Annotated in this window: 26 protein-coding genes and 1 tRNA gene; 22 read left to right on the forward strand and 5 right to left on the reverse strand. The window is 52.9% G+C overall.

All coding sequences use genetic code 11. The annotated features are described in order from the left end of the window. Positions 1–56 precede the first annotated feature (56 nt). Positions 57–132, forward strand: a tRNA-Gly gene (locus FDW94_RS00395). Positions 133–401: 269 nt separating this feature from the next. Here FDW94_RS00395 and queG read toward each other — a convergent pair. Further along, positions 402–1,541 (reverse strand): tRNA epoxyqueuosine(34) reductase QueG, encoded by a 1,140-nt coding sequence (gene queG / locus FDW94_RS00400; RefSeq protein WP_079934478.1) that lies wholly within the window; start codon positions 1,539–1,541, stop codon positions 402–404. On the opposite strand from queG, the gene nnr reads away from it, so the two are divergent. The 15 genes from nnr (at position 1,540) to FDW94_RS00475 (ending at position 19,258) form a co-directional block, all read left to right on the forward strand. After that, positions 1,540–3,087: a bifunctional ADP-dependent NAD(P)H-hydrate dehydratase/NAD(P)H-hydrate epimerase gene (nnr, locus tag FDW94_RS00405; RefSeq protein WP_137376956.1), complete on the forward strand. Its 1,548-nt coding sequence runs from the start codon at positions 1,540–1,542 to the stop codon at positions 3,085–3,087. The two genes, queG and nnr, sit on opposite strands and share 2 nt — an antisense overlap. Further along, positions 3,059–3,520, forward strand: coding sequence for a tRNA (adenosine(37)-N6)-threonylcarbamoyltransferase complex ATPase subunit type 1 TsaE (tsaE, locus tag FDW94_RS00410; protein ID WP_100271608.1), 462 nt, complete (start codon positions 3,059–3,061; stop codon positions 3,518–3,520). The genes nnr and tsaE overlap by 29 nt, the downstream gene beginning before the upstream one ends. A gap of 16 nt (positions 3,521–3,536) precedes the next feature. Beyond that, positions 3,537–4,862, forward strand: a complete 1,326-nt coding sequence (amiB, locus tag FDW94_RS00415; protein WP_048227207.1) for an N-acetylmuramoyl-L-alanine amidase AmiB — start codon at positions 3,537–3,539, stop codon at positions 4,860–4,862. Positions 4,863–4,871: 9 nt separating this feature from the next. Continuing rightward, positions 4,872–6,746 carry a DNA mismatch repair endonuclease MutL gene (gene mutL / locus FDW94_RS00420; RefSeq protein ID WP_137376957.1) on the forward strand — a complete coding sequence of 625 codons (1,875 nt, stop codon included), beginning with the start codon at positions 4,872–4,874 and terminating at the stop codon, positions 6,744–6,746. Then, positions 6,739–7,689 (forward strand): tRNA (adenosine(37)-N6)-dimethylallyltransferase MiaA, encoded by a 951-nt coding sequence (miaA, locus tag FDW94_RS00425; protein ID WP_137376958.1) that lies wholly within the window; start codon positions 6,739–6,741, stop codon positions 7,687–7,689. Before mutL ends, miaA begins: the two co-directional genes overlap by 8 nt. 84 nt (positions 7,690–7,773) lie before the next feature. Continuing rightward, a complete protein-coding gene (gene hfq, locus FDW94_RS00430; RefSeq protein WP_003025584.1) occupies positions 7,774–8,082 on the forward strand; it encodes an RNA chaperone Hfq in 309 nt (102 codons plus the stop codon). 74 nt (positions 8,083–8,156) lie between these two features. After that, entirely contained in the window at positions 8,157–9,437 is a 1,281-nt protein-coding gene (gene hflX, locus FDW94_RS00435; RefSeq protein ID WP_003830495.1) for a ribosome rescue GTPase HflX, read from the forward strand. Between the two features lie 189 nt (positions 9,438–9,626). Then, positions 9,627–10,880 carry an FtsH protease activity modulator HflK gene (gene hflK / locus FDW94_RS00440; protein ID WP_008786005.1) on the forward strand — a complete coding sequence of 418 codons (1,254 nt, stop codon included), beginning with the start codon at positions 9,627–9,629 and terminating at the stop codon, positions 10,878–10,880. A gap of 2 nt (positions 10,881–10,882) precedes the next feature. Then, complete coding sequence (hflC, locus tag FDW94_RS00445; protein ID WP_003830491.1) at positions 10,883–11,887, forward strand: protease modulator HflC; 1,005 nt, start codon at positions 10,883–10,885, stop codon at positions 11,885–11,887. A gap of 82 nt (positions 11,888–11,969) precedes the next feature. Further along, positions 11,970–12,167, forward strand: coding sequence for a DUF2065 family protein (locus FDW94_RS00450; protein ID WP_003025602.1), 198 nt, complete (start codon positions 11,970–11,972; stop codon positions 12,165–12,167). 102 nt (positions 12,168–12,269) lie between these two features. Beyond that, positions 12,270–13,568 (forward strand): adenylosuccinate synthase, encoded by a 1,299-nt coding sequence (gene purA / locus FDW94_RS00455; RefSeq protein ID WP_003025606.1) that lies wholly within the window; start codon positions 12,270–12,272, stop codon positions 13,566–13,568. A gap of 216 nt (positions 13,569–13,784) precedes the next feature. Further along, the gene (gene nsrR, locus FDW94_RS00460; RefSeq protein ID WP_003830485.1) at positions 13,785–14,210 is read left to right on the forward strand and encodes a nitric oxide-sensing transcriptional repressor NsrR; all 426 of its coding nucleotides are present in this window, start codon (positions 13,785–13,787) and stop codon (positions 14,208–14,210) included. Between the two features lie 38 nt (positions 14,211–14,248). Further along, positions 14,249–16,711, forward strand: a complete 2,463-nt coding sequence (gene rnr / locus FDW94_RS00465; protein WP_008786007.1) for a ribonuclease R — start codon at positions 14,249–14,251, stop codon at positions 16,709–16,711. Between the two features lie 72 nt (positions 16,712–16,783). Further along, positions 16,784–17,515, forward strand: a complete 732-nt coding sequence (gene rlmB / locus FDW94_RS00470; RefSeq protein ID WP_003830482.1) for a 23S rRNA (guanosine(2251)-2'-O)-methyltransferase RlmB — start codon at positions 16,784–16,786, stop codon at positions 17,513–17,515. A 120-nt stretch (positions 17,516–17,635) separates the two neighbouring features. Then, positions 17,636–19,258, forward strand: coding sequence for an isovaleryl-CoA dehydrogenase (locus FDW94_RS00475; RefSeq protein WP_137376959.1), 1,623 nt, complete (start codon positions 17,636–17,638; stop codon positions 19,256–19,258). An 86-nt stretch (positions 19,259–19,344) separates the two neighbouring features. Here FDW94_RS00475 and yjfN read toward each other — a convergent pair whose 3' ends face one another. Beyond that, positions 19,345–19,620 carry a DUF1471 family protease activator YjfN gene (gene yjfN, locus FDW94_RS00480; protein WP_020996263.1) on the reverse strand — a complete coding sequence of 92 codons (276 nt, stop codon included), beginning with the start codon at positions 19,618–19,620 and terminating at the stop codon, positions 19,345–19,347. A 147-nt stretch (positions 19,621–19,767) separates the two neighbouring features. Next, on the reverse strand, positions 19,768–20,097 hold the full coding sequence (gene bsmA / locus FDW94_RS00485; RefSeq protein ID WP_057066585.1) for a biofilm peroxide resistance protein BsmA: 330 nt from the start codon (positions 20,095–20,097) through the stop codon (positions 19,768–19,770). 181 nt (positions 20,098–20,278) lie between these two features. Between bsmA and yjfP the strand changes: the two genes are divergently transcribed. Next, positions 20,279–21,028, forward strand: coding sequence for an esterase (gene yjfP, locus FDW94_RS00490; RefSeq protein ID WP_008786011.1), 750 nt, complete (start codon positions 20,279–20,281; stop codon positions 21,026–21,028). Here the strand turns inward: yjfP and ulaR are convergent. Further along, entirely contained in the window at positions 21,025–21,780 is a 756-nt protein-coding gene (ulaR, locus tag FDW94_RS00495; protein ID WP_003025646.1) for an HTH-type transcriptional regulator UlaR, read from the reverse strand. The two genes, yjfP and ulaR, sit on opposite strands and share 4 nt — an antisense overlap. 106 nt (positions 21,781–21,886) lie before the next feature. Next, positions 21,887–22,951 (reverse strand): L-ascorbate 6-phosphate lactonase, encoded by a 1,065-nt coding sequence (ulaG, locus tag FDW94_RS00500; RefSeq protein WP_137376960.1) that lies wholly within the window; start codon positions 22,949–22,951, stop codon positions 21,887–21,889. A gap of 367 nt (positions 22,952–23,318) precedes the next feature. Here ulaG and ulaA point away from each other — a divergent pair, with 367 nt between their 5' ends. From ulaA to FDW94_RS23665, 5 genes are all read left to right on the forward strand, one after another. Continuing rightward, complete coding sequence (gene ulaA / locus FDW94_RS00505; protein ID WP_003830456.1) at positions 23,319–24,716, forward strand: PTS ascorbate transporter subunit IIC; 1,398 nt, start codon at positions 23,319–23,321, stop codon at positions 24,714–24,716. A gap of 15 nt (positions 24,717–24,731) precedes the next feature. Further along, complete coding sequence (gene ulaB, locus FDW94_RS00510; RefSeq protein ID WP_003025655.1) at positions 24,732–25,037, forward strand: PTS ascorbate transporter subunit IIB; 306 nt, start codon at positions 24,732–24,734, stop codon at positions 25,035–25,037. A 10-nt stretch (positions 25,038–25,047) separates the two neighbouring features. Next, the gene (gene ulaC, locus FDW94_RS00515; RefSeq protein ID WP_006686330.1) at positions 25,048–25,515 is read left to right on the forward strand and encodes a PTS ascorbate transporter subunit IIA; all 468 of its coding nucleotides are present in this window, start codon (positions 25,048–25,050) and stop codon (positions 25,513–25,515) included. Positions 25,516–25,527: 12 nt separating this feature from the next. Beyond that, positions 25,528–26,178, forward strand: coding sequence for a 3-keto-L-gulonate-6-phosphate decarboxylase UlaD (ulaD, locus tag FDW94_RS00520; RefSeq protein ID WP_003025660.1), 651 nt, complete (start codon positions 25,528–25,530; stop codon positions 26,176–26,178). Between the two features lie 9 nt (positions 26,179–26,187). Continuing rightward, on the forward strand, positions 26,188–26,258 hold a 71-nt coding region (locus tag FDW94_RS23665; protein ID WP_249358211.1), incomplete at its 3' end, for a hypothetical protein.

A 26,258-nucleotide genomic window follows, 5' to 3' on the forward strand; every position in this document is an offset into this window, starting at 1 on the left:
TGACTCAGGCGAATGAAGGCAGCCAACGCAGTAGTGGTTCGAAAGACGAAGATTAAGCGGGAATAGCTCAGTTGGTAGAGCACGACCTTGCCAAGGTCGGGGTCGCGAGTTCGAGTCTCGTTTCCCGCTCCAAATTCTTACCCCAATAAAAATATCCACAACGAATAATCGCGTTGGGGACGTTTTGTTTCGTCATTGACATACTCTTGTAAACAGACTTATCCACAGGTTCGGGTATTATTCCTGGAATGCAAAAAACTTCGCCGGGTGAATAGTATCATTTTAACTATTTGAAATTATTAATTTAATTATCATTTCAAATTGTTAATACGATCACTTGACGATTTTTTCTCTCTTGAATATCAATGTGTTTTTATTTTTATACACAAGCTGTGGATGACTTAAGCGTCGCGCGGCAGACCCTTCTCAATGACCCTGACCAAACGTTGTTTCTGCGGTAGCTGCACCTCAACTACGCAGGCATTTCGCTTCTCGATTTGCTGAGCAACCGCCCACTCTATGTGTTCGTCGAGAAGTGGGTGCTCACCTCTGCGACTTTCCAGTGCGTGAAGAATGGCTTCATCCCAGGGAGCATTGCCCAACGCAACGGCGATATTTCGCAGCCAGCGCAGGTGGCCAATACGACGAATGGCAGACCCCTCCGTGACTTTTAAAAACCACGCTTCGCTCCAGCTAAACAGCTCTATTAACTCCGGAGCATGAAGCTGCTTGCGCGGGTTGAAGTCATCCTCTGCCGTCAACTGTGAATAGCGGTTCCACGGGCAAATAAGCTGACAATCATCGCAGCCATAAATTCGATTCCCCATCAAGGGACGAAATTCTTCCGGGATCGCGCCTTCCAGTTCGATAGTGAGATAAGAAATACAGCGGCGCGCATCCACCGTATAGGGTTCAACAATGGCCCCGGTGGGACAGATGGTCATGCAGGCGACGCATTTCCCGCATCCTTCTTCTACTGGTTGGTCGATCGGCAAGGGTAAATCGATCAGTAATTCCCCGAGGAAGAAAAATGATCCAGCTTCACGATTGAGGATAAGTGAGTGCTTACCTGTCCAGCCAAGCCCGGCTTTTTCCGCTAACGGACGCTCAAGAATGGGCGCAGAATCGACAAAAGGTCTAAAATTCAGCGAAACGCAGTGCTGTTGAATCATCTCTCCCAGCTTTTTTAAGCGGTTACGTAGCAGCTTATGATAGTCGCGCCCCAGCGCGTAACGGCTGACGTAACCCAGAGAAGGATTCTTCAATGTGCTGGCGAAGGCCGCATTGGCAGGAAGATAGTTCATACGTACGCTGATGACACGTAGCGTACCGGGCAATAATTCGTGAGGTCGGGCGCGCATCATGCCGTGACGGGCCATCCAGTCCATCTCGCCGTGGTATTGTTTATCCAGCCAGGCCTGCAGTTTGGGTTCCGCTTCGCTGAGGTCGGTATCGGCAATACCGACCTGCTGAAAGCCAAGCTCCAGCCCCCACTGCTTAATATTTTGCGCTAACTGATTGAGATCGAGGGGCTCTGACATGACGGACCATACAATGAAGAAAAACCCCGCAAGTATACCACACTCCATCTGGCACGCCGATGACATCAAGCGGATGGAGCGAGAGGCGGCAGACAGTTTAGGGCTGACGTTGTACGAACTCATGCAACGGGCGGGAGAGGCGGCATTTCAGGTCACTCGTGAGGCTTATCCGAACGCTCGGCACTGGCTGGTGCTATGTGGTCATGGCAACAACGGCGGTGATGGTTACGTAGTGGCAAGACTTGCCAAAGCGCTGGGTCTTGAAGTTACGTTGCTGGCGCAGGAAAGTGACAAACCGCTCCCCGAGGAGGCGCAGCAGGCACGTGATGCCTGGCTTAACGCTGGTGGCGTCATTCACGCGACGGATATCAATTGGCCAAATAACGTGGACGTCATTATTGATGCGCTGTCAGGCACTGGCTTAAAACATGCGCCGCGTGAGTCTCTCTCGGTATTGATTGAACGTGCCAATTCTCACCCAGCCCCCACCGTGGCGATAGATATTCCCTCCGGCCTGCTGGCGCAGACGGGAGCGACGCCGGGCGCGGTCATCAACGCAGCGCATACCATTACCTTTATTGCACTCAAGCCGGGCCTGCTCACCGGTAAAGCGCGCGATGTCACTGGGCGTCTGCATGTTAACGCACTTGGGCTGGACGACTGGCTGGCGGGACAGAATGCGCCAATTCAACGTTTTGATGTTCAACAGCTTGCGCACTGGCTAACGCCGCGTCGACCCACCTCGCACAAGGGTTCCCACGGTCGACTGGTGATTATCGGCGGTGACCACGGTACGGCAGGCGCAATACGCATGGCCGGGGAAGCCGCGCTGCGAGCAGGTGCCGGGCTGGTCAAAGTGCTGACGCGCAGTGAAAACATTGCGCCTATTTTGACAGCCAGACCGGAACTGATGGTCGATGCGCTGACGCCGCAGACGCTGGAAGAGAGCCTGGCGTGGGCGGATGTAGTGGTGATAGGCCCCGGGCTTGGTCAGCAGGAGTGGGGCAAAAAAGCGCTGCAAAAAGTGGAGAATTTTCGCAAACCGATGCTCTGGGATGCGGATGCGCTGAACCTGCTGGCAATCAACCCCGATAAACGTCACAATCGCGTGATCACGCCGCATCCGGGAGAAGCCGCGCGACTGCTGGGCTGTTCCATTGCAGAAATTGAAGACGATCGCTTACTTTGTGCACAACGTCTGGTAAAACGGTACGGAGGCGTGGTAGTGCTGAAAGGCGCGGGTACGGTTATTGCTGCTGAACAGGCGGAGTTGGGTATTATTGATACCGGCAATGCCGGGATGGCCAGCGGCGGAATGGGGGATGTGCTTTCCGGTATTATTGGCGCATTGCTCGGACAGAAGCTTACCCCGTATGATGCAGTATGTGCGGGATGTGTTGCGCACGGAGCGGCGGCGGATGTGCTGGCGGCGCGTTTTGGTACGCGCGGCATGCTGGCGACAGATCTCTTTACCACGCTACAGCGTATTGTTAACCCTGATGTGATTGACGTTTATCATGATGAATCGAGTAATTCCACTACCTGATGAGCAGGCGACTTTAGACCTGGGACAGCGGGTAGCCAAAGCCTGTGACGGCGCGACGGTTATATATTTGTACGGCGACCTGGGGGCGGGTAAAACCACCTTCAGCCGGGGATTTCTGCAGGCGTTAGGTCATAAAGGTAATGTAAAAAGCCCCACCTACACGCTGGTTGAACCCTATTCACTCGATAACTTGATGGTATACCACTTCGATTTATACCGACTTGCGGACCCAGAGGAGCTGGAATTTATGGGGATCCGCGATTATTTTGCCAATGATGCCATCTGCCTGGTGGAATGGCCGCAACAAGGTAAAGGTGTACTGCCAGACCCGGACGTCGAAATACACATTGAATACCAGGCGCAAGGTCGAGAGGCGCGTGTAAGCGCAGTCTCCTCATCAGGTGATTTATTGCTGGCGCGTTTAGCCGATTAACCTTAAGGGTGGCGGGATGATTTATCGCATCAGAAACTGGCTGATGGCAACCCTGGTCCTGCTGTGCGCGCAGGCAGGGGCCGCCAGTCTCTCCGATCTTCAGGTGTCCAATGGCGATCAACAGGCGCGGATTACGCTGAGCTTTATTGGCGATCCTGAATATGCCGTTTCGCAGGACGGGAAACGAACCGTCGCGCTGGATATTAAACAAACCGGTGTGATTCAGGGATTACCGCTGCTGTTTAGCGGCAATAATCTGGTGAAATCTATCCGTTCCGGCACGCCAAAAGATGCGCAGTCTCTGCGCCTGGTGGTGGATTTAACCGAGAACGGTAAAGCCGAAGCAGTAAAACGCCAGAACGGCGGCAATTATACCGTCGTGTTTACCATCAACGCTGATGCGCCACCGCCTCCACCTCCCGTGGTTGCAAAGCGTGTTGAAGCGCCGATTGTTGCCCCACGTCCTGTCGAGCCAGCGCGAAATCCGTTTAAAGCAGAAAACGATCGCACTACGGCTGTGACTAACAGCAATACCTCCACGCGCCCTGCGGCGCGCGCCAGTTCCAGCAACGGCGATAAAGTGGTGATTGCCATTGATGCCGGACACGGTGGACAGGATCCTGGCGCTATTGGTCCTGGCGGCACGCGTGAGAAAAACGTCACGATTGCCGTGGCGCGCAAACTGCGCAGTTTGCTCAATGATGATCCGATGTTTAAAGGCGTACTCACCCGTGATGGTGATTACTTTATCTCGGTGATGGGGCGTTCAGACGTCGCGCGTAAACAAAACGCCAATTTCCTGGTTTCTATTCACGCGGATGCCGCGCCAAATCGTGATGCCACAGGTGCTTCCGTTTGGGTGCTGTCAAACCGTCGGGCGAACAGTGAGATGGCCGGCTGGCTGGAACAGCACGAGAAGCAATCGGAGCTGTTGGGCGGCGCGGGCGATGTGCTGGCAAACAGCCAGTCCGATCCTTATCTCAGCCAGGCCGTACTGGATCTGCAGTTCGGTCATTCGCAGCGCGTCGGGTATGATGTGGCGACCAGCATGATCGGCCAGTTAGAACGTATTGGTTCGATGCATAAGCGTCGTCCAGAACACGCCAGTCTTGGCGTACTGCGTTCGCCTGATATCCCGTCAGTGCTGGTTGAAACTGGCTTTATCAGTAACAACAGCGAAGAGCGCTTGTTGGCGAGCGATGATTATCAGCAGCAACTGGCTGAGGCGATATACAAAGGATTGCGTAACTATTTCCAGGCGCACCCGATGCAAACCGGGCCGCAGGGCGCACCGGCGCAAACCGCCAGCGCCATATCGCCGGGTAACACGTTAACAAATTAAGGATTAGCCATGCCGATTCAGGTTCTACCGCCACAGCTGGCGAACCAGATTGCCGCAGGCGAGGTGGTAGAACGGCCTGCGTCAGTGGTGAAAGAACTGGTGGAAAACAGCATCGATGCCGGTGCGACGCGCATTGATATCGATATTGAACGCGGCGGCGCGAAGCTTATCCGTATTCGTGACAACGGCTGCGGGATTAAAAAAGACGAGCTGGCGTTGGCGTTGGCGCGTCATGCCACCAGTAAAATAGCCTCGCTTGACGATCTTGAAGCCATCGTAAGCCTCGGATTTCGCGGCGAAGCGCTGGCCAGTATCAGCTCCGTGTCTCGTTTAACCCTGACGTCGCGTACGCAAGAACAACCCGAAGCCTGGCAGGCGTATGCCGAAGGGCGTGACATGGATGTCACAGTTAAACCCGCTGCGCATCCGGTGGGAACCACGCTGGAGGTGCTAGATCTGTTCTACAACACCCCGGCGCGGCGCAAATTTATGCGCACCGAGAAAACCGAATTTAATCATATCGACGAGATTATTCGCCGCATTGCGCTGGCGCGTTTTGATGTGACGATAAATTTGTCGCACAACGGCAAAGTGGTGCGTCAGTACCGGGCAGTGGCCGCGGATGGGCAGAAAGAGCGCCGACTGGGCGCGATTTGCGGCACGCCGTTTCTGGAGCATGCGCTGGCGATCGAATGGCAGCATGGCGATTTAACATTGCGCGGCTGGGTGGCCGATCCTAACCACACAACGGCAGCATTGGCAGAAATCCAGTACTGCTACGTGAATGGTCGGATGATGCGCGACCGGCTGATCAACCATGCTATCCGCCAGGCCTGTGAAGATAAGCTGGGAGCCGATCAACAGCCCGCTTTTGTGTTGTATCTGGAAATCGATCCGCATCAAGTGGATGTCAACGTACACCCAGCTAAACATGAGGTCCGTTTCCATCAATCCCGCCTGGTGCACGATTTTATTTACCAGGGCGTGTTGAGCGTCCTGCAACAGCAGCTTGAAACGCCGCTGCCGTTGGCTGATGACGACGAACCCGCTCCAAGTCACATCCCGGAAAACCGCGTTGCTGCTGGACGCAACCATTTTGCCGAGCCGGCTCCCGCGCGTGAACCTGCGACACCGCGGTACTCAGCATCCGCTGGCACTGGAAGTGGCAATAGTGGTGGCGGTGGCCGTCAGGCGGGAGCCAGTTGGCCTCATGCTCAACCCGGATACCAAAAGCAGCAGGGCGAAATTTATCAGCAACTGATGCAGACGCCGGCTCCAACGCGTAAAACGCCGGTCTCTGAAACGCCATCGACGCCTCTGACTGGCAGCAGTCAGGGCTTTGGCCGGGTGCTAACGATAGTTGGTGCAGACTGCGCGTTACTCGAGTGCGATGGCCATATTCGGTTGTTGGCATTACCGGTGGCTGAGCGTTGGCTGCGTCAGGCGCAGTTAACGCCGGGTCAGGGAGCGGTTTGTGCTCAACCGTTACTGATCCCTTTACGTCTAAAAGTGACCGCCGATGAAAAAGCGGCACTGCAAAAAGGACAGAGCCAACTGGCTGAGTTGGGCATTGAATTTCAGCTGGATGCGCAGCATGTGACCATCCGGGCGGTGCCTTTACCCTTACGCCAACAAAATTTACAAATCTTGATTCCTGAACTGATAGGCTACCTGGCGCAGCAATCCGTATTCGAGCCGGGCAATATTGCACAGTGGATCGCACGTAACCTGATGAGCGAGCATCCACAGTGGAGCATGGCACAGGCGATTACGCTGTTAGCGGATGTTGAGCGGCTCTGCCCACAACTCGTGAAGGCACCGCCGGGTGGTCTGTTACAACCTGTTGATTTACATTCGGTAATGAATGCCCTGAAACATGAGTGATACCCGTAAGGCGAGCCTGCCAAAGGCGATTTTTTTGATGGGGCCAACGGCCTCCGGTAAAACGGCATTAGCAATTGAATTGCGTAAAGTTTTGCCCATAGAGTTGATAAGCGTTGATTCCGCCCTTATTTACAAGGGGATGGATATCGGTACAGCCAAGCCTGATGCAGATGAATTACAGGCCGCACCGCACCGATTGCTGGATATCCGCGATCCATCGCAGGCGTACTCCGCTGCGGATTTTCGTCGCGATGCGTTAGCCGAGATGGCCGACATCACCGCCGCGGGCCGTATCCCGTTGCTGGTGGGCGGCACAATGTTATATTTCAAAGCCTTGCTTGAAGGACTGTCGCCGTTACCGTCGGCGAACCCGGAAGTCAGGGCCAGAATTGAGCAGCAGGCGGCAGAGCAGGGTTGGGACGCGTTACACCGACAGCTTCAGGATATCGATCCCGTGGCAGCGGCGCGTATTCATCCAAATGATCCGCAAAGACTTTCCCGGGCACTGGAAGTTTTTTTCATTTCGGGTAAAACTTTAACGGAGCTGACGCAAACGTCAGGAGATGCTTTGCCGTATCAGGTGCATCAGTTTGCAATCGCCCCGGCGAGCCGTGAACTGCTCCATCAGCGAATTGAGCAGCGTTTTCATCAGATGTTAGCTTCAGGTTTTGAAGCAGAAGTCCGGGCGCTTTTTGCCCGTGGAGATTTGCATACGGATTTGCCTTCCATTCGTTGTGTAGGGTATCGCCAGATGTGGTCATACATTGAAGGTGAAATTTCATACGATGAAATGGTTTATAGAGGTGTTTGCGCCACGAGGCAGTTGGCGAAGCGACAGGTAACCTGGTTGCGTGGTTGGGAAGGGGTGCACTGGCTTGACAGTGAAAAGCCTGACCAGGCGCGAAACGAAGTATTACAGGTTGTTGGTGCTATCGCGAACTGAATGTGTACAATTGAAACGTATCGTGCGCAATTTTTCAGAATCGAAAGGTTCAAAGTACAAATAAGCATATAAGGAAAAGAGAGAATGGCTAAGGGGCAATCTTTACAAGATCCGTTCCTGAACGCACTGCGTCGGGAACGTGTTCCAGTTTCTATTTATTTGGTGAATGGTATTAAGCTGCAAGGTCAAATCGAGTCTTTTGATCAGTTCGTGATCCTGTTGAAAAACACGGTCAGCCAGATGGTTTATAAGCACGCGATTTCTACTGTTGTCCCGTCTCGTCCGGTTTCTCATCACAGCAATAATGCCACCGGCGGCACAGGCAGCAACTACCATCACGGTAGCAACGCGCAAGGTTCATCTGCGCAACAGGACAGCGAAGAAACCGAATAAGGTTATTAGCTGTTTTACATACGGGGAGCCAGCGATCCTGTGTTCCCCGTTGATTTATATTAAGGGGTTGACGCTTGTTTGACCGTTATGATGCCGGTGAGCAGGCGGTACTGGTACACATCTATTTTTCGCAAGACAAAGATATGGAAGACCTCCAGGAGTTTGAATCTCTGGTTTCTTCCGCCGGTGTCGAAGCAATGCAGGTGATTACCGGGAGCCGTAAAGCACCGCACCCGAAGTATTTTGTTGGTGAAGGTAAGGCAATCGAAATTGCCGAAGCCGTAAAAGCGACTGGCGCTGCGGTGGTGATTTTTGATCATGCTCTAAGCCCTGCCCAGGAACGTAACCTGGAACAGTTGTGCCAGTGTCTTGTTATCGACAGGACTGGTCTCATTTTAGATATTTTTGCCCAGCGTGCGCGAACCCATGAGGGTAAGTTGCAGGTTGAGCTGGCGCAGTTGCGCCATATGGCTACGCGTCTGGTCCGTGGCTGGACTCACCTTGAACGGCAAAAGGGCGGGATTGGTTTGCGCGGTCCGGGTGAAACCCAGCTCGAAACCGACCGTCGTTTGCTGCGTAATCGCATTTTGCAGATACAGTCGCGCCTGGAAAAAGTTGAAAAGCAACGTGAGCAGGGGCGACAGTCGCGCAAGAAAGCGGATGTCCCAACCGTATCACTGGTGGGATATACCAACGCCGGAAAATCCACCCTGTTCAACCAGATCACCGAAGCCCAGGTCTACGCAGCGGATCAGCTGTTTGCGACCCTGGACCCGACGCTACGCAGAATAGACGTGGCGGACGTGGGTGAGACTGTGCTGGCGGATACCGTTGGGTTTATCCGTCATTTGCCGCACGACCTGGTGGCGGCGTTTAAGGCCACCTTGCAGGAAACACGTCAGGCGACATTGCTGCTGCACGTTATTGATGCAGCAGATTTTCGTGTGCAGGAAAACATTGAGGCCGTCGACACGGTGCTCGAAGAGATCGATGCGCATGAGATCCCGACCCTGCTGGTGATGAATAAAATCGATATGTTGGATGACTTTGAGCCGCGTATCGACAGAGATGAAGAGAATAAACCCATTCGCGTTTGGGTATCAGCGCAAACGGGAATTGGTATACCACAACTTTTTCAGGCTTTGACTGAGCGACTTTCCGGTGAGGTGGCGCAGCATACGTTGCGTTTGCCGCCGCAGGAAGGGCGTTTGAGAAGCCGGTTTTATCAACTTCAGGCAATAGAAAAAGAGTGGATGGAGGAGGACGGCAGCGTAGGTCTGCAGGTTCGTATGCCGATCGTAGACTGGCGTCGCCTCTGTAAACAAGAACCGGCACTGGAAGACTATGTTGTCTGATCTGACGGATATGGCCTGAAGATTTTTTCGCCTCTATACCTTGTGGATTTTGTGCGGCAGGAAGGCGGCAAGTCCTGAAATCTCCAGGAGCATAGTCAACTATGTGACTGGCGTTGAGGGACCCAGCCAACGCAACGGCAGCGCAAAAGACGCAGGTATAGCATCGCATAACAAATATGGAGCACAAAAATGGCGTGGAATCAGCCCGGTAATAACGGACAAGACCGCGACCCCTGGGGAAGCAGCAAACCTGGCGGCAACCCTGAGGGAAATGGAAACAAAGGTGGTCGCGAGCAGGGACCTCCCGATCTGGACGATATCTTCCGCAAACTGAGTAAAAAGCTCGGTGGTCTGGGTGGCGGTAAAGGTACTGGCTCTGGCGGCGGTAGTTCATCGCAAGGCCCGCGTCCGCAACTGGGCGGTCGAGTCTTTACTATCGCAGCGGCCGCTATCGTCATTATCTGGGCGGCCAGCGGTTTCTATACCATTAAAGAAGCGGAACGCGGCGTGGTGACACGCTTCGGTAAATTCAGCCATTTGGTTGAACCGGGTCTGAACTGGAAACCGACCTTTGTCGACGAAGTGACACCGGTCAACGTTGAAGCCGTGCGTGAACTTGCCGCATCCGGCGTCATGCTGACCTCTGACGAAAACGTCGTGCGCGTCGAAATGAACGTACAGTACCGCGTGACCGATCCGCAGCGTTACCTGTTTAGCGTAACCAGCGCGGATGACAGTCTGCGTCAGGCTACCGACAGTGCCCTGCGTGGGGTTATCGGTAAATACACCATGGACCGTATCCTGACCGAAGGTCGTACCGTTATTCGTAGCGATACCCAACGTGAACTGGAAGAAACGATCCGTCCGTACAACATGGGTATCACTCTGTTGGACGTCAACTTCCAGGCTGCACGTCCGCCGGAAGAAGTAAAAGCCGCGTTTGACGATGCTATCGCAGCACGTGAAAACGAACAGCAGTACATCCGTGAAGCGGAAGCGTACACCAACGAAGTTCAGCCGCGTGCAAACGGTCAGGCGCAGCGTATTCTGGAAGAAGCGCGTGCGTATAAGACTCAGACAATCCTGGAAGCACAGGGTGAAGTGGCTCGCTTCGCAAAAATTCTGCCGGAATATAAAGCCGCACCGCAAATTACCCGCGAGCGTCTGTATATCGAAACCATGGAAAAAGTGCTGAGCAATACCCGCAAAGTCCTGGTTAACGATAAAGGCAGCAATTTGATGGTTCTGCCGCTGGATCAAATGCTGAAAGGTGGTAGTGCGCCAGCAGCAAAGACTGACAGCAGTTCAAACCTGCTGCGTCTGCCGCCAGCAACGACTTCCAGCACTGGAGCAAGCAACACATCGTCCACCAGTCAGGGCGATATTATGGACCAACGCCGCGCGAATGCGCAGCGTAACGACTACCAGCGTCAGGGGGAATAACGATGCGTAAGTCAGTTATTGCGATTATCATCATCGTTCTGGTAGTTCTGTTCATGTCTGTCTTTGTGGTCAAAGAAGGCGAGCGCGGTATTACTCTGCGCTTTGGTAAAGTTCTGCGTGACGATGAAAACAAGCCGCTGGTCGTTGCACCAGGCCTGCACTTCAAGATTCCGTTTATTGAATCTGTGAAGATGCTGGATGCGCGTATTCAGACCATGGACAACCAGGCCGATCGCTTTGTTACCAAAGAGAAGAAAGACCTGATCGTTGACTCCTACATCAAGTGGCGCATCAGTGACTTTAGCCGTTACTACCTGGCAACGGGCGGTGGCGATGTTTCTCAGGCGGAAGTCCTGCTGAAACGTAAGTTCTCTGACCGTCTGCGTTCTGAAATTGGTCGTCTGGACGTGAAGGACATCGTTACCGATTCCCGCGGTCGTCTGACCCTGGAAGTTCGTGACGCGCTGAACTCCGGTTCTGCTGGCACGGAAGACGAAGTGGCGACTCCGGCAGCAGATAGCGCGATTGCCGAAGCGGCTGAACGTGTTCAGGCTGAAACGAACGGTAAAGTACCGGTCATCAACCCGAACAGTATGGCGGCATTGGGCATCGAAGTGGTTGACGTGCGTATTAAGCAAATCAACCTGCCTGCTGAAGTGTCCGAGGCTATCTACAACCGTATGCGCGCTGAGCGTGAAGCGGTAGCGCGTCGCCATCGTTCACAAGGCCAGGAAGAGGCGGAAAAACTGCGTGCAACGGCTGACTATGAAGTCACTAAAACGCTGGCAGAATCTGAGCGTCAGGGCCGTATTATGCGCGGTGAAGGCGATGCAGAAGCCGCTAAGCTGTTTGCCGATGCGTTCAGTCAGGATCCGGACTTCTACGCCTTCATCCGTAGCCTGCGTGCTTACGAGAAGAGCTTTGAAGGGAATCAGGACGTAATGGTCATGAGCCCGGACAGCGATTTCTTCCGCTACATGAAGACACCAAATACCGCGACACGCTAATCGCGTTCCAGCGGTTTTAAAGCAGCAAAACCACCGGCATCTCCAGGGATGCGGTGGTTTTCTTTTTATATAAGGGCGATGGATGAATTCAACAATTTTGCTGGCGCTCGCGCTGGTTTTGGTGCTGGAAGGGCTGGGTCCGATGCTTTATCCCAGCGCATGGAAGAAAATGATCTCTGCAATGGCGCAACTTCCCGAAAATATTTTGCGTCGTTTTGGTGGAGGTCTTGTGGTTGCGGGCGTTGTGGTCTACTACATGTTGAGGAAAACGATTGGCTGATCAATAAGTAGACTAATTTGCGGATTTTCGCATGCAAAAAGTGCTGTATATCTGAAAAAGCGGTGGTAGAATCCATTTTTAAGCAAACGGTGATTTTGAAAAATGGGTAACAACGTCGTCGTACTGGGCACCCAATGGGGTGACGAAGGTAAAGGGAAGATCGTCGATCTTCTGACTGAACGGGCTAAATATGTTGTGCGCTACCAGGGTGGTCACAACGCAGGCCATACTCTCGTAATCAACGGTGAAAAAACCGTCCTCCATCTTATTCCATCAGGCATTCTTCGCGAAAACGTAATCAGCATCATCGGTAACGGTGTTGTTCTGTCTCCGTCCGCGCTGATGAAAGAAATGAAAGGACTGGAAGATCGTGGTATCCCGGTTCGCGAGCGCCTGCTGCTGTCTGAAGCTTGTCCGCTGATCCTTGATTATCACGTTGCGTTGGATAACGCTCGTGAGAAAGCGCGTGGCGAGAAAGCGATCGGTACTACCGGTCGTGGTATCGGTCCGGCTTATGAAGACAAAGTAGCTCGTCGCGGTCTGCGTGTTGGCGATCTGTTTGATAAAGCAACTTTCGCTGAAAAACTGAAAGAAGTGATGGAATATCACAACTTCCAACTGGTGAATTTCTATAAAGTTGAAGCAGTTGACTACCAGAAAGTGCTGGATGATGTGATGGCTATCGCCGACATCCTGACCTCAATGGTTGTTGATGTTTCCGATCTGCTGGACCAGGCGCGTAAGCGTGGCGATTTCGTCATGTTTGAAGGTGCGCAGGGTACGCTGCTGGATATCGACCACGGTACCTATCCGTACGTAACGTCCTCCAACACCACCGCAGGTGGCGTGGCAACCGGCTCCGGCCTGGGCCCACGTTATGTGGACTACGTTCTGGGTATCATCAAAGCTTACTCTACTCGTGTAGGTGCGGGTCCGTTCCCGACTGAGCTGTTTGATGACGTTGGCGAGTTCCTGTGCAAACAAGGTAACGAGTATGGCGCGACCACCGGTCGTCGTCGTCGTACCGGTTGGCTGGATTCCGTTGCTGTACGCCGTGCAGTACAGATTAACTCCCTGTCTGGCTTCTGCCTGACCAAACTGGACGTACTGGACGGTTTGAAAGAGGTGAAAATCTGTGTTGCTTACCGTATGCCGGATGGCCGCGAAGTAACGACTACTCCGCTGGCAGCTGACGACTGGAAAGGTATCGAGCCGATTTACGAAACCATGCCGGGTTGGTCTGAATCCACCTTCGGCGTGAAGGAACGTAGCGGTCTGCCGCAGGCAGCGCTGAACTACATCAAGCGTATTGAAGAACTGACCGGTGTGCCGATTGATATTATCTCAACTGGCCCAGACCGTACTGAAACCATGATCCTGCGCGACCCGTTCGACGCATAATTCTGGTTATAGCGTAGCGTCAAACGGCGCTGCGCTTGCACTAATTTAGGCCGGATAAGGTGCTTTGCATCAGAATCCGGCTTAAAATCACGTAAGTTCCTCGCTTTTTTCCTTCCCGAACTGAAATAAATTAGCGACCTGGCTGGTGGCTGGTTTATCATCAATGTAATTAATACTACCAGGTTTATCCGTTTTATCCCTTTTCCTGAGGTTGATGTGCAGTTAACAAGTTTCACCGATTACGGATTACGTGCGCTAATCTACATGGCGTCACTTCCCGAAGGACGTATGACCAGTATTTCTGAGGTGACAGAAGTCTACGGCGTGTCCCGTAATCATATGGTCAAAATAATCAATCAACTTAGCCGGGCGGGCTTTGTTACTGCTATTCGAGGAAAAAATGGCGGTATCCGCCTGGGTAAACCCGCTAAGGATATTGGTATTGGTGATGTGGTTCGCGAGCTGGAACCCTTATCGTTGGTCAACTGTAGCAGCGAGTTTTGCCACATCACCCCGGCCTGTCGACTCAAACAGGCGCTTTCTAAAGCAGTGCAAAGTTTTCTCACGGAACTGGACAACTACACACTTGCTGATTTGGTTGAAAAGAATCAACCGCTTTATAAATTATTGCTGGTGGAGTAACGACTCCCGCCAGCAGCGATGATGACGGAGGAACCGACATGTCACAAGATCCTTTCCAGGAACGCGAAGCAGAAAAATACGCGAATCCTATCCCGAGCCGGGAATTTATCCTCGAACATTTAACTAAACGTGAAAAGCCGGCCAACCGCGATGAGCTGGCCGCTGAACTCAATATTGAAGGTGAAGAGCAGCAAGAAGCGCTGCGTCGTCGCCTGCGCGCGATGGAGCGTGACGGACAACTGGTCTTCACCCGTCGTCAATGCTATGCGCTGCCGGAGCGTCTCGACCTGCTGAAAGGTACCGTTATTGGCCACCGTGATGGCTACGGCTTTCTGCGCGTTGAAGGCCGCAAAGATGACCTGTATCTGTCCAGCGAGCAGATGAAAACCTGTATTCATGGCGATCAGGTGTTGGCACAACCGCTGGGCGCGGACCGTAAAGGTCGCCGCGAAGCGCGAATTGTGCGCGTACTGGTGCCGAAAACCAGCCAGATTGTCGGTCGCTACTTCACCGACGCTGGTGTTGGGTTTGTCGTCCCAGACGACAGCCGCCTGAGCTTCGATATCCTGATCCCGCCGGAAGAGGTAATGGGCGCTCGTATGGGCTTTGTGGTCGTCGTTGAACTGACCCAGCGTCCGACTCGCCGCACCAAAGCGGTGGGCAAAATTGTTGAAGTGCTGGGCGATAACATGGGAACCAGCATGGCCGTGGATATGGCCCTGCGTACTCATGAAATCCCATATATCTGGCCTCAGGCGGTTGAGAAACAGGTCGCCGGACTGAAAGAAGAAGTGCCGGAAGAGGCGAAAGTAGGACGTGTCGATCTGCGCTCCCTGCCGCTGGTGACTATCGATGGCGAAGATGCGCGCGACTTCGACGATGCGGTTTATTGCGAGAAGAAACGCGGCGGTGGTTGGCGTTTATGGGTGGCGATTGCTGACGTAAGCTATTACGTTCGCCCGCCGACTCCGCTGGACCAGGAAGCGCGTAGCCGTGGCACATCCGTTTACTTCCCGTCGCAGGTTGTTCCGATGCTGCCGGAAGTGCTGTCCAACGGATTGTGTTCACTCAACCCGCAGGTGGACAGGTTGTGTATGGTCTGTGAAATGACCATTTCGTCGAAAGGCCGTTTAACCGGCTTTAAATTCTACGAAGCGGTCATGAGTTCCCACGCACGTCTGACCTACACCAAGGTCTGGCACATGCTGCAGGGCGACCAGGAGCTGCGTGAGCAGTACGCACCGTTGGTTAAACACATTGAAGAGCTGCATAACCTCTACAAAGTGCTGGATAAGGCCCGTGAAGAGCGTGGCGGTATCTCGTTTGAAAGTGAAGAGGCGAAGTTTATCTTCAATGCTGAACGCCGTATTGAGCGTATCGAGCAGACGCAGCGTAACGACGCGCACAAGCTGATTGAAGAGTGCATGATCATGGCGAACATCTCCGCGGCACGATTCGTTGAGAAAGCCAAAGAGCCAGCGCTGTTCCGTATTCACGATAAGCCGACGACCGAAGCGATTAACTCGTTCCGTTCCGTCCTGTCAGAGCTGGGGCTGGAGCTGCCTGGTGGCAACAAACCTGAGCCGCGTGATTACGCTGAACTGCTGGAGTCGATTGCTGACCGTCCTGACGCAGAAATGCTGCAAACCATGCTGCTGCGTTCGATGAAGCAGGCGATTTACGATCCGGAAAACCGTGGTCACTTTGGCCTGGCGCTGCAATCTTATGCACACTTTACTTCACCGATCCGTCGTTACCCGGATCTCTCCTTGCACCGGGCGATTAAGTATCTGCTGGCGCAGGAGCAGGGCCATAAGGGCAACACCACGGAAACCGGTGGCTACCATTATTCGATGGAAGAGATGCTGCAACTGGGTCAGCACTGTTCGATGGCCGAGCGCCGTGCTGATGAAGCTACGCGCGATGTCTCTGACTGGCTGAAGTGCGACTTCATGCTGGACCAGGTGGGTAATGTCTTCAAAGGCGTGATTGCCAGCGTGACCGGATTTGGTTTCTTTGTCCGTCTTGATGAACTGTTTATCGACGGTCTGGTGCATGTCTCCTCTCTGGATAACGACTACTATCGTTTCGACCAGGTTGGGCAGCGCCTGACGGGGGAATCCAGCGGCCAGATGTATCGCCTGGGCGATCGCGTGGAAGTTCGCGTGGAAGCAGTCAACATGGACGAGCGTAAGATCGACTTCAGCTTGATCTCCAGTGAACGTGCGCCGCGTAATGAAGGTAAAACCGCCCGCGAAAAAGCCAAAAAAGGCGATGCGGGTAAAAATACCGGTAAACGTCGTCAGATGGGTAAAAAGGTGAATTTCGAGCCGGACAGCGCTTTCCGCGGCGAGAAGAAAGGCAGAGCCAAACCTCAAGCGGATAAGAATGCGGCTGAGAAGAAAGGTGATAAAAAAGCGAAAAAGCCTTCGGCAAAAACGCTTAAAATTGCTGCCGCCACTAAAGCTAAACGTGCGGCGAAAAAGAAAGTCGCACAATAACAGCCATAGACTGTAAGTCGGGCAACCTTCGCGTTGCCCGGCGTTACGCATAAACTATTAACGAGTACATTCATGAGTGAAATGATTTACGGCATCCATGCGGTGCAGGCCCTGCTGGAACGTGCGCCTGAGCGCTTCCAGGACGTCTTTATTCTCAAAGGTCGTGAAGATAAACGCCTGCTGCCGCTGATCCACGCACTGGAAGCACAGGGTGTTGTCATTCAACTGGCTAACCGTCAGTTTCTGGATGAGAAAAGCGAGGGTGCGGTACATCAGGGGATTATTGCTCGCGTGAAGCCTGGCCGTCAGTATCAGGAAAACGATCTGCCGGATCTGATTGCTACGCTCGATCAGCCGTTCTTTTTGATCCTCGATGGCGTCACCGATCCGCATAACCTGGGCGCATGCCTGCGTAGCGCCGATGCCGCTGGCGTACATGCTGTAATCGTACCGAAGGATCGTTCCGCACAGTTGAATGCGACGGCGAAAAAAGTGGCCTGTGGTGCGGCAGAAAGCGTACCGCTGATCCGCGTGACCAACCTGGCGCGCACCATGCGTATGCTGCAGGAAGAGAATATCTGGATCGTCGGAACCGCAGGTGAAGCCGACCATACTCTCTATCAGAGCAAAATGACCGGTCGTCTGGCGCTGGTGATGGGCGCAGAGGGTGAAGGTATGCGCCGTCTGACCCGCGAACACTGTGACGAACTGATCAGCATCCCGATGGCAGGGAGCGTTTCGTCATTGAACGTTTCAGTTGCGACGGGTATCTGCCTGTTTGAAGCCGTCCGCCAGCGCGGCTAATTCATTCTCTATGTCTCTTAAGCCATCCCTCGGGATGGCTTTTTTGTGACCTGAATCCCAGGCACTCTCTTGTCTGGCTGACCATACTTAAAGCGACGGCCATTGAAGGAGGGAGACACAATGCACTGGCAAACGCATACCGTTTTTAACCAACCTGTACCGCTCAATAACAGTAACTTATATTTGTCCGATGGCGCGCTGTGCGAAGCGGTTATCCGCGAAGGCGCTGGTTGGGACAGCGATCTTCTCGCCAGTATTGGTCAGCAGCTAGGGACTGCCGAGTCGCTCGAACTGGGCCGTCTGGCCAATGCTTTTCCACCTGAACTGTTGCGCTACGACCCGCAGGGGCAGCGGCTGGATGATGTGCGTTTTCATCCTGCCTGGCATTTGCTGATGCAGGGATTGTGCGCCAACCGCGTACATAATCTGGCCTGGGAAGAAGATGCGAGGCAGGGAACATTTGTTGCCCGGGCGGCGCGTTTCATGCTGCATGCGCAGGTTGAAGCAGGTACGTTGTGTCCGGTGACCATGACTTTTGCCGCCACGCCGCTGTTACTTCAAATGTTACCCGCCCCCTTTCATGACTGGATAACGCCGCTGCTAAGCGACCGTTATGACTCGCATTTACTGCCAGGTGGGCAAAAGCGTGGGCTGCTTATCGGTATGGGCATGACCGAGAAGCAGGGTGGTTCAGATGTGCTGAGCAATACCACTCAGGCAGAACGTCTTGCTGACGGCTCGTATCGGCTGGTGGGACATAAGTGGTTTTTCTCCGTGCCGCAAAGCGATGCCCATTTAGTGCTGGCCCAGGCTAAGGGAGGATTATCCTGCTTTTTTGTGCCGCGATTTTTACCTGACGGGCAGCGTAATGCTATCCGTCTTGAGAGATTGAAAGATAAGTTAGGCAACCGCTCCAACGCCAGCTGCGAGGTTGAATTCCATGAAGCGATTGGCTGGCTATTGGGTGAAGAAGGGGAAGGTATACGCCATATCCTGAAAATGGGGGGGATGACGCGTTTTGACTGTGCGCTCGGCAGTCACGGTATGATGCGACGTGCTTTTTCCGTCGCGATTTACCATGCGCACCAGCGGCAAGTTTTTGGCAAGCCATTGATTGAACAGCCGATGATGCGTCAAGTGTTAGGTCGGATGGCGCTCCAACTGGAAGGTCAAACGGCGTTACTGTTTCGACTGGCGCGGGCCTGGGACCGCCGTGCTGATGCTAAAGAAGCGCTGTGGGCCAGATTGTTCACACCAGCGGCGAAATTCTCCGTGTGCAAAAGCGGTATGCCATTTGTGGCAGAAGCGATGGAAGTGCTGGGTGGGATTGGCTATTGCGAGGAGAGCGAGCTGCCGCGTTTGTATCGTGAAATGCCGGTAAACAGTATCTGGGAAGGCTCTGGCAACATTATGTGCCTTGATGTATTGCGGGTACTGACCAAACAACCCGGCATATACGAGATGCTCAGTGAAGCCTTTGCGGAAGTCAAAGGGCAAGACCGACATTACGATCGAATGGTGCGTCAGCTCCAGCAGCGTTTACGTAAACCTAGCGAGGCATTGGGGCGGGAGATTACGCAGCAGCTTTTCCTGCTCGGTTGCGGAGCGCAGATGTTGCGCTATGCCTCTCCACCAGTGGCGCAGGCCTGGTGCCAAATGATGCTTGATACGCGGGGGGGACTACGATTGTCTGAGCAGGTGCTGAACGATTTGCTTCTGCGGGCAACGGGGGGATTACGATAATAATATGCCTGATGGCGACGCTTTCGCGTCTTATCATGTCTACAGTTCACTGTAGGTCAGATAAGTTTACGCCATCCGGCAATGTGTTAAGCATAGAGTATGGCCTGTACGCGCCAGTTGTCGGGCTGCTGATCTTCGTACATTTGAATGATCCGATACCATGAGGCACCTTGTTCATCCGCTTTTAACGCGACTATACGTTCTACATCCTGCGGATTTCCTGCAATGTTACTGACAGATATCTGGCCAATTTCGTTCAGGCCAGTAACACAGTCAGCACTGGCGAATTCGGCAGACTGTGCCGTAGTACCTACCAGTCCGGCAGAAAGCAGCAGTGAGGATAAGGCAAGTGATTGTTTCATCGTCAGCTCCATTATTCGTACCCCTACACACGGCAGGGCATTCCATCGCGATAATAAACCTCAAGCTTCCTGCTGTTGGTTTATTGTGCACAGGTAAACGCATAGGGGCGCAAAGCAATGTAAAGCTGACTAAATTTCAACCCAATGTTATTTACGATACAAAATAGCCTGTGAATACCATTGGCCTGTCACGATGGTTTCATCCACTAATAAAACCACGTAGTAATCAGCTTTAGCCGCGGCGGCTTTGGCACGGATCTCTGCCAGCGCATCATCCGGAGAGCCTCTTACCAGTGCGCTAACCGTCCCTAATCGCTGTAACCCATTACTCTGGTCACGGCGGATCTCCTGCGGGTGGTCGGCAACGGGCGGTGCGGGTTGCGGCGTTCCCTGTAGCACGCTACAGGCGCTTAAAAACATAACCAACAACAAAGAGGCAAACCGACGCATAACTCTATCTCGTTTCCTGATAGCCATAGTGTAGTGCCTTATTAATTTCCCTTTAGGGGAATGTTCCCGAATTGTTATCTCTCACGCGATTTTCGAATGAAAATGTTGCGAAAGCGTAACCCAGTTCTCAACATTATGAATCATTGCCGAACACATTCGCTTGCGTTAAGTATTGCTGCATGGCATACCAGAAAGAAAGAGGCGACAAATGATCGAAATTGAAACACGACAGTTGGCGGGTATCCCTGTCCTGCACGCCGTTCCGGCTGGCAAACGCGAATGTTCACTCCCTTGTATTATCTTCTATCACGGGTTTACCTCTTCAAGCCTGGTTTACAGCTATTTTGCCGTTGCTCTGGCTCAGGCCGGTTTCCGCGTCGTCATGCCAGATGCGCCCGACCATGGCGCTCGCTTCAAAAGCGATGCCAAGGTGCGAATGCACCGCTTCTGGCATATTTTGCAGCAAAATATGCAGGAGTTTACGACGTTACGTGCGGCGCTGGTGGCGGAAAATTGGCTTTCAGATGAGCGGCTTGCCGTCGGTGGGGCGTCGATGGGGGGAATGACGGCATTGGGCATAATGGCGCGCCATCCTGAGGTTAAATGTGTAGCCAGCCTGATGGGTTCAGGCTATTTTACCCGGCTTGCGCAGACGCTTTTTCCCCCTTTACTGGTTCAGACCCCAGAGCAGCAGGCGGAATTTGATGCCGTTATCGCCCCGCTTGCCGAATGGGATGTTACGCATCAGTTACCACGCCTCGCTGACAGGCCGTTGCTGCTGTGGCATGGACAGGATGATGATGTTGTACCGGCTGTTGAAACCTTCCGCTTACAGCAAGCGCTGATTCAGGCAGGTTTGGACAACAATCTGACCTGCCTGTGGGAAGCGGGCGTACGACATCGCATCACGCCAGAAGCGTTGGCCGCAACAGTGACGTTTTTCCGCCAGCACCTTTAAACGCGCATAATGCTCACGCCCTGGGCTTCAAGCTGTTGCAGAATCTCAGGGTTTGCATTTTTGCCAGTAATCAGCATGTCGATTTGATCGGCGCGACTGAACAGCATTCCCGCACGTTCACCGACTTTACTGCTATCGACCAGTACCACCAGTTTGCCCACCACGTTAAGCATCTTCTGCTCGGCCATCGCGGTCAGCATATCGGTTTTATACAGTCCGTCCGCGGTCAACCCTTTGCCACTGGTGAACATCCAGTGCCCGGCATACAGGCTATTTTCACTGCCTTGCGGGCTAAGCGTGATGGATTGGCTTTTGTTATATTGCCCTCCCATGATGATCACGCTGTCATGCTCCTGGTCGATCAGATAGTTCGCCAGCGGCAGATAATTAGTGATGATCTGCACCGGCTTGCCGCACATTTCGCGACCCAGCAGAAAGGCTGTCGATCCGCAGTTGATCACCACGCTTTCACCCGCATTCACAAGCTGGGATGCCGCCTTGGCAATGCGAACTTTTTCATCGTGGTTCTGTGCCTGGTGCAGATTCATTGGCGTCCAGCGCGGTCGCTGCTGGGTAATAGCTTCTGCGCCATTGCGGACTTTCTTGAGTTTGCCGCTTTCATCGAGTTTGTTGATATCCCGGCGTGCTGTGGCGGGTGAAATCCCCAGACGCTCAATCACGTTCTCAACGGTAACAAAGCCCAACTGCGCCAGCATATCCAGCAATATTTGATGTCTTTGTGCTTCAGTCATGAGCTATTCCGATACAAATTGATTTGAAAAGATGATATTTGAAATAGCCTGGAAATACTAAAGTAAATGGGAAAAAATGCCGGAATGACCCGGCATTTTGTGTGGATCACAAGAACGATTTAAACGGTAAATCCGGTTCAATCGTGAAGCAGTCGTCAAAGCCGCGCGGATAGTGATATTCAAAGTTATCTTTGTCCAGCGGCCAGGTGAACTTGCCACCCACCTGCCAGATAAAAGGCTTAAAGCCATACTTCAGCCGATCTTTTTTCATCTCCCACAGTACGCGGATCTCCTGAGGATCGGCCTGGAAGTTTGACCAGATATCGTGATGGAAAGGGATCACCACTTTTGTATTCAGGGCCTCCGCCATACGCAGCATGTCGGAACTGGTCATTTTGTCCGTAATTCCCCGTGGATTCTCGCCGTAGGATCCGAGCGCGACGTCGATCTGGTGCTCATTGCCATGCTTTGCATAGTAGTTGGAGTAGTGTGAATCACCGCTGTGATAAAGCGTACCGCCCGGCGTTTTGAACAGATAGTTTACGGCGCGGGCATCCATACCATCCGGCAGCACGCCTGCCGCTTTTTGATCGGCAGGAAGCGTGATCAATGCCGTACGATCAAACGCATCAAGCGCATGAATTTCAATATCTTTCACTTTCACCACATCGCCAGGTTTTACCACGATGCAGCGCTCTTTTGGTACACCCCAACCGATCCACAGATCCACACAAGTCTGCGGTCCAATAAACGGCAGGTCGTCGGCACAGTTCTGCATGACGGCTGCTGCAACATTTACGTCGATGTGATCGTTATGATCGTGCGTGGCCAGCACCGCATCGATCTGACGAATGGCAAACGGATCAAGAACAAACGGCGTGGTGCGCAGGTTTGGCTGCAGCTTCTTCACGCCCGCCATGCGTTGCATCTGGTGACCGGTTTTCATCAGCGGGTTACCGTGACTCTGTTTACCCGTACCGCACCAGAAATCGACGCAGACGTTAGTTCCGCCTTCAGACTTTAGCCAAATTCCGGTACAGCCAAGCCACCACATAGCGAAAGTGCCAGGTGCGACCTGTTCCTGCTCGATCTCTTCATTGAGCCAGCTTCCCCACTCCGGGAATGTGCTCAGAATCCATGATTCACGCGTGATGCTTTTTACTTTACTCATCGCAATTACCTTCATGTTTGTTCAAGTTGAATCAAATGATGATTTGTTTTGATTGATACTGACATCATTTTATCAAGAAGGCAATGCGCTGATTTTTGGTGTTGAATGGGAAAATGTGAACAAATTACAACGTGACAAGATGGTTTATATGAAATGTATTTTTGTATTTTATTGTTTTAAATGAATTTATTTTGGCGTGTATGAATTTGAAGTAAATCCACTCTGCAAGTAAGAGAATTATTTGCGTACTTCATCACATTTAATCAAATTCAATCTTGTTGTGATTACTTTTGAAAACTAGAGTGAGGGCACAACATCCTGGGCATCTGTAATGAATGTTCAGCAACTTCGTCTACTGGAGATCGTTATGGAGATCCTCTACAACATCTTTACCGTCTTTTTTAATCAGGTCATGACCAATGCACCGTTGCTGTTGGGTATTGTGACCTGCCTCGGCTACATCCTGTTGCGTAAAAGTGTCAGCGTCATTATCAAAGGCACGATCAAAACGATTATCGGTTTTATGTTATTGCAGGCAGGGTCGGGCATTCTGACCAGCACGTTTAAACCGGTGGTGGCGAAGATGTCTGAGGTTTACGGTATCAATGGCGCGATCTCCGATACCTATGCCTCCATGATGGCAACCATCGAACGAATGGGTGATGCCTACAGTTGGGTAGGGTACGCCGTACTGTTAGCGCTGGCGCTGAACATTTGTTACGTACTGCTACGGCGTATTACCGGCATTCGAACCATCATGCTGACTGGGCACATCATGTTCCAGCAGGCGGGGCTGATTGCTGTCTCTTTCTACATCTTTGGTTACCCGATGTGGACCACCATCATCTGTACCGCGGTGCTGGTGTCGCTCTACTGGGGCATTACCTCCAATATGATGTACAAACCGACGCAGGAAGTAACTGACGGCTGTGGTTTTTCCATCGGTCACCAGCAGCAGTTCGCCTCCTGGATTGCTTACAAAGTCGCGCCGTATCTGGGTAAGAAAGAGGAGAGCGTAGAAGATCTCAAGCTGCCAGGCTGGCTGAATATCTTCCATGACAACATCGTTTCCACCGCGATTGTGATGACCATCTTTTTCGGGGCGATCCTGCTCTCTTTCGGCATAGATGTGGTTCAGGCGATGGCGGGTAAAACCCACTGGACGGTCTATATCCTGCAAACCGGTTTTTCGTTTGCTGTCGCTATCTTCATCATCACCCAGGGCGTACGTATGTTCGTTGCTGAACTTTCAGAAGCGTTCAACGGTATCTCTCAACGTCTGATCCCCGGCGCGGTGTTGGCTATCGACTGCGCAGCGATTTACAGCTTTGCCCCCAACGCGGTGGTCTGGGGCTTTATGTGGGGCACCATCGGCCAACTGATTGCGGTAGGTATTCTGGTTGCCTGCGGCTCTTCCATCCTGATTATCCCAGGCTTTATCCCGATGTTCTTCTCGAACGCCACTATCGGCGTATTTGCTAACCACTTTGGCGGCTGGCGCGCGGCGCTCAAGATTTGCCTGGTGATGGGGATGATCGAAATCTTCGGCTGCGTTTGGGCGGTGAAACTCACCGGTATGAGCGCCTGGATGGGCATGGCGGACTGGTCAATTCTGGCACCGCCGATGATGCAAGGCTTTGCCTCCATCGGCATCGTGTTTATGGCCGTCATTATTTTGATTGCACTGGCTTATATGTTTTTCGCAGGACGCACGTTGCGCGCTGAGGAAGACGCAGAAAAACAACTGGCAGAACACTCTGCTTAATAAGGAGTTCCGATTATGACCGTACGTATTCTGGCTGTATGTGGCAATGGGCAGGGCAGTTCCATGATCATGAAAATGAAGGTGGACCAGTTTTTAACCCAGTCAAATATTGACCATACGGTAAACAGCTGCGCCGTGGGTGAATACAAAAGTGAACTGAGCGGTGCGGATATCATCATCGCTTCTACGCATATCGCCGGTGAGATTACCGTTTCTGGCAATAAATATGTCGTCGGCGTACGCAACATGCTGTCTCCTGCCGATTTTGGGCCAAAACTGCTGGAAGTGATCAAAGCGCATTTCCCGCAGGACGTGAAGTAAGGGGCGGCATATGAAATTACGTGACTCGCTGGCAGACAATAATTCCATCCTTTTGCAAGCCGAGGCCAGTACCTGGCAGGAAGCGGTAAAGCTTGGTGTGGATCTGTTGGTTAAGGCCGATGTGGTTGAACCACGCTACTACCAGGCCATCCTTGATGGCGTTGAGCAGTTTGGCCCGTACTTTGTGATTGCGCCTGGCCTGGCAATGCCGCACGGCCGTCCGGAGGAAGGAGTTAAGAAAACCGGTTTTGCGCTGGTGACGCTGAAAACGCCGCTGGTGTTTAACCACGAAGATAACGACCCAGTCGATATTCTGATAACGATGGCGGCAGTTGACGCCAACACGCATCAGGAAGTGGGCATCATGCAGATCGTGAATCTCTTTGATGACGAAGCCAATTTTGACCGTTTACGCGCCTGCCGCACCGCGCAGGAAGTGTTGGATTTAATTGATAACGCCACTGCGGCGGCTGTTTAAAAGGATACCAAAATGTCATTACCTATGTTGCAGGTTGCGCTGGATAACCAATCAATGTCTTCCGCGTATGAAACGACGCGTCTGATTGCCGAAGAGGTCGATATCATTGAGGTGGGCACTATTCTTTGCGTGGCAGAGGGCGTGCGCGCCGTTCGCGATCTGAAGGCGCTTTACCCGCATAAAATTGTGCTGGCGGACGCCAAAATTGCCGATGCGGGAAAAATCCTCTCCCGCATGTGTTTCGAAGCCAACGCTGACTGGGTCACCGTCATCTGCTGTGCGGATATCAACACCACCAAGGGGGCACTGGAGGTGGCGAAAGAATTTAACGGTGATGTACAGATTGAACTGACGGGTTACTGGACCTGGGAGCAGGCGCAAGAGTGGCGTGACGCGGGCATTGGGCAAGTTGTGTATCACCGCAGCCGTGATGCGCAGGCAGCAGGTGTGGCGTGGGGAGAGGCGGATATCAGCGCGATCAAACGCCTGTCCGAGATGGGCTTTAAAGTCACCGTCACCGGCGGTCTGGCGTTGGAAGATCTGCCGCTGTTCCAAGGAATTCCGATTCACGTATTTATTGCCGGTCGCAGCATTCGCGATGCCGCTTCTCCGGTGGAAGCGGCCCGTCAGTTCAAACGTTCTATCGCCCAGCTGTGGGGATAAGGAGCGACTATGTTGTCGAAACAGGTCCCGCTCGGTATTTATGAAAAGGCACTCCCCGGCGGGGAGTGCTGGCTGGAGCG

Source organism: Citrobacter sp. wls757, assembly GCF_005280935.1.
Lineage (GTDB): Bacteria > Pseudomonadota > Gammaproteobacteria > Enterobacterales > Enterobacteriaceae > Citrobacter > Citrobacter portucalensis.

Excerpts from the sequence above, each read along its gene's own strand:
- nnr (WP_137376956.1), top strand. The coding sequence starts at position 1,540 with ATGACGGACCATACAATGAAGAAAAACCCCGCAAGTATACCACACTCC.
- queG (WP_079934478.1), bottom strand. The coding sequence starts at position 1,541 with ATGTCAGAGCCCCTCGATCTCAATCAGTTAGCGCAAAATATTAAGCAG.
- tsaE (WP_100271608.1), top strand. The coding sequence starts at position 3,059 with ATGATGAATCGAGTAATTCCACTACCTGATGAGCAGGCGACTTTAGAC.
- amiB (WP_048227207.1), top strand. The coding sequence starts at position 3,537 with ATGATTTATCGCATCAGAAACTGGCTGATGGCAACCCTGGTCCTGCTG.
- mutL (WP_137376957.1), top strand. The coding sequence starts at position 4,872 with ATGCCGATTCAGGTTCTACCGCCACAGCTGGCGAACCAGATTGCCGCA.
- miaA (WP_137376958.1), top strand. The coding sequence starts at position 6,739 with ATGAGTGATACCCGTAAGGCGAGCCTGCCAAAGGCGATTTTTTTGATG.
- hfq (WP_003025584.1), top strand. The coding sequence starts at position 7,774 with ATGGCTAAGGGGCAATCTTTACAAGATCCGTTCCTGAACGCACTGCGT.
- hflK (WP_008786005.1), top strand. The coding sequence starts at position 9,627 with ATGGCGTGGAATCAGCCCGGTAATAACGGACAAGACCGCGACCCCTGG.
- hflC (WP_003830491.1), top strand. The coding sequence starts at position 10,883 with ATGCGTAAGTCAGTTATTGCGATTATCATCATCGTTCTGGTAGTTCTG.
- FDW94_RS00450 (WP_003025602.1), top strand. The coding sequence starts at position 11,970 with ATGAATTCAACAATTTTGCTGGCGCTCGCGCTGGTTTTGGTGCTGGAA.
- purA (WP_003025606.1), top strand. The coding sequence starts at position 12,270 with ATGGGTAACAACGTCGTCGTACTGGGCACCCAATGGGGTGACGAAGGT.
- rnr (WP_008786007.1), top strand. The coding sequence starts at position 14,249 with ATGTCACAAGATCCTTTCCAGGAACGCGAAGCAGAAAAATACGCGAAT.
- rlmB (WP_003830482.1), top strand. The coding sequence starts at position 16,784 with ATGAGTGAAATGATTTACGGCATCCATGCGGTGCAGGCCCTGCTGGAA.
- FDW94_RS00475 (WP_137376959.1), top strand. The coding sequence starts at position 17,636 with ATGCACTGGCAAACGCATACCGTTTTTAACCAACCTGTACCGCTCAAT.
- yjfN (WP_020996263.1), bottom strand. The coding sequence starts at position 19,620 with ATGAAACAATCACTTGCCTTATCCTCACTGCTGCTTTCTGCCGGACTG.
- bsmA (WP_057066585.1), bottom strand. The coding sequence starts at position 20,097 with ATGGCTATCAGGAAACGAGATAGAGTTATGCGTCGGTTTGCCTCTTTG.
- yjfP (WP_008786011.1), top strand. The coding sequence starts at position 20,279 with ATGATCGAAATTGAAACACGACAGTTGGCGGGTATCCCTGTCCTGCAC.
- ulaR (WP_003025646.1), bottom strand. The coding sequence starts at position 21,780 with ATGACTGAAGCACAAAGACATCAAATATTGCTGGATATGCTGGCGCAG.
- ulaG (WP_137376960.1), bottom strand. The coding sequence starts at position 22,951 with ATGAGTAAAGTAAAAAGCATCACGCGTGAATCATGGATTCTGAGCACA.
- ulaA (WP_003830456.1), top strand. The coding sequence starts at position 23,319 with ATGGAGATCCTCTACAACATCTTTACCGTCTTTTTTAATCAGGTCATG.
- ulaB (WP_003025655.1), top strand. The coding sequence starts at position 24,732 with ATGACCGTACGTATTCTGGCTGTATGTGGCAATGGGCAGGGCAGTTCC.
- ulaC (WP_006686330.1), top strand. The coding sequence starts at position 25,048 with ATGAAATTACGTGACTCGCTGGCAGACAATAATTCCATCCTTTTGCAA.
- ulaD (WP_003025660.1), top strand. The coding sequence starts at position 25,528 with ATGTCATTACCTATGTTGCAGGTTGCGCTGGATAACCAATCAATGTCT.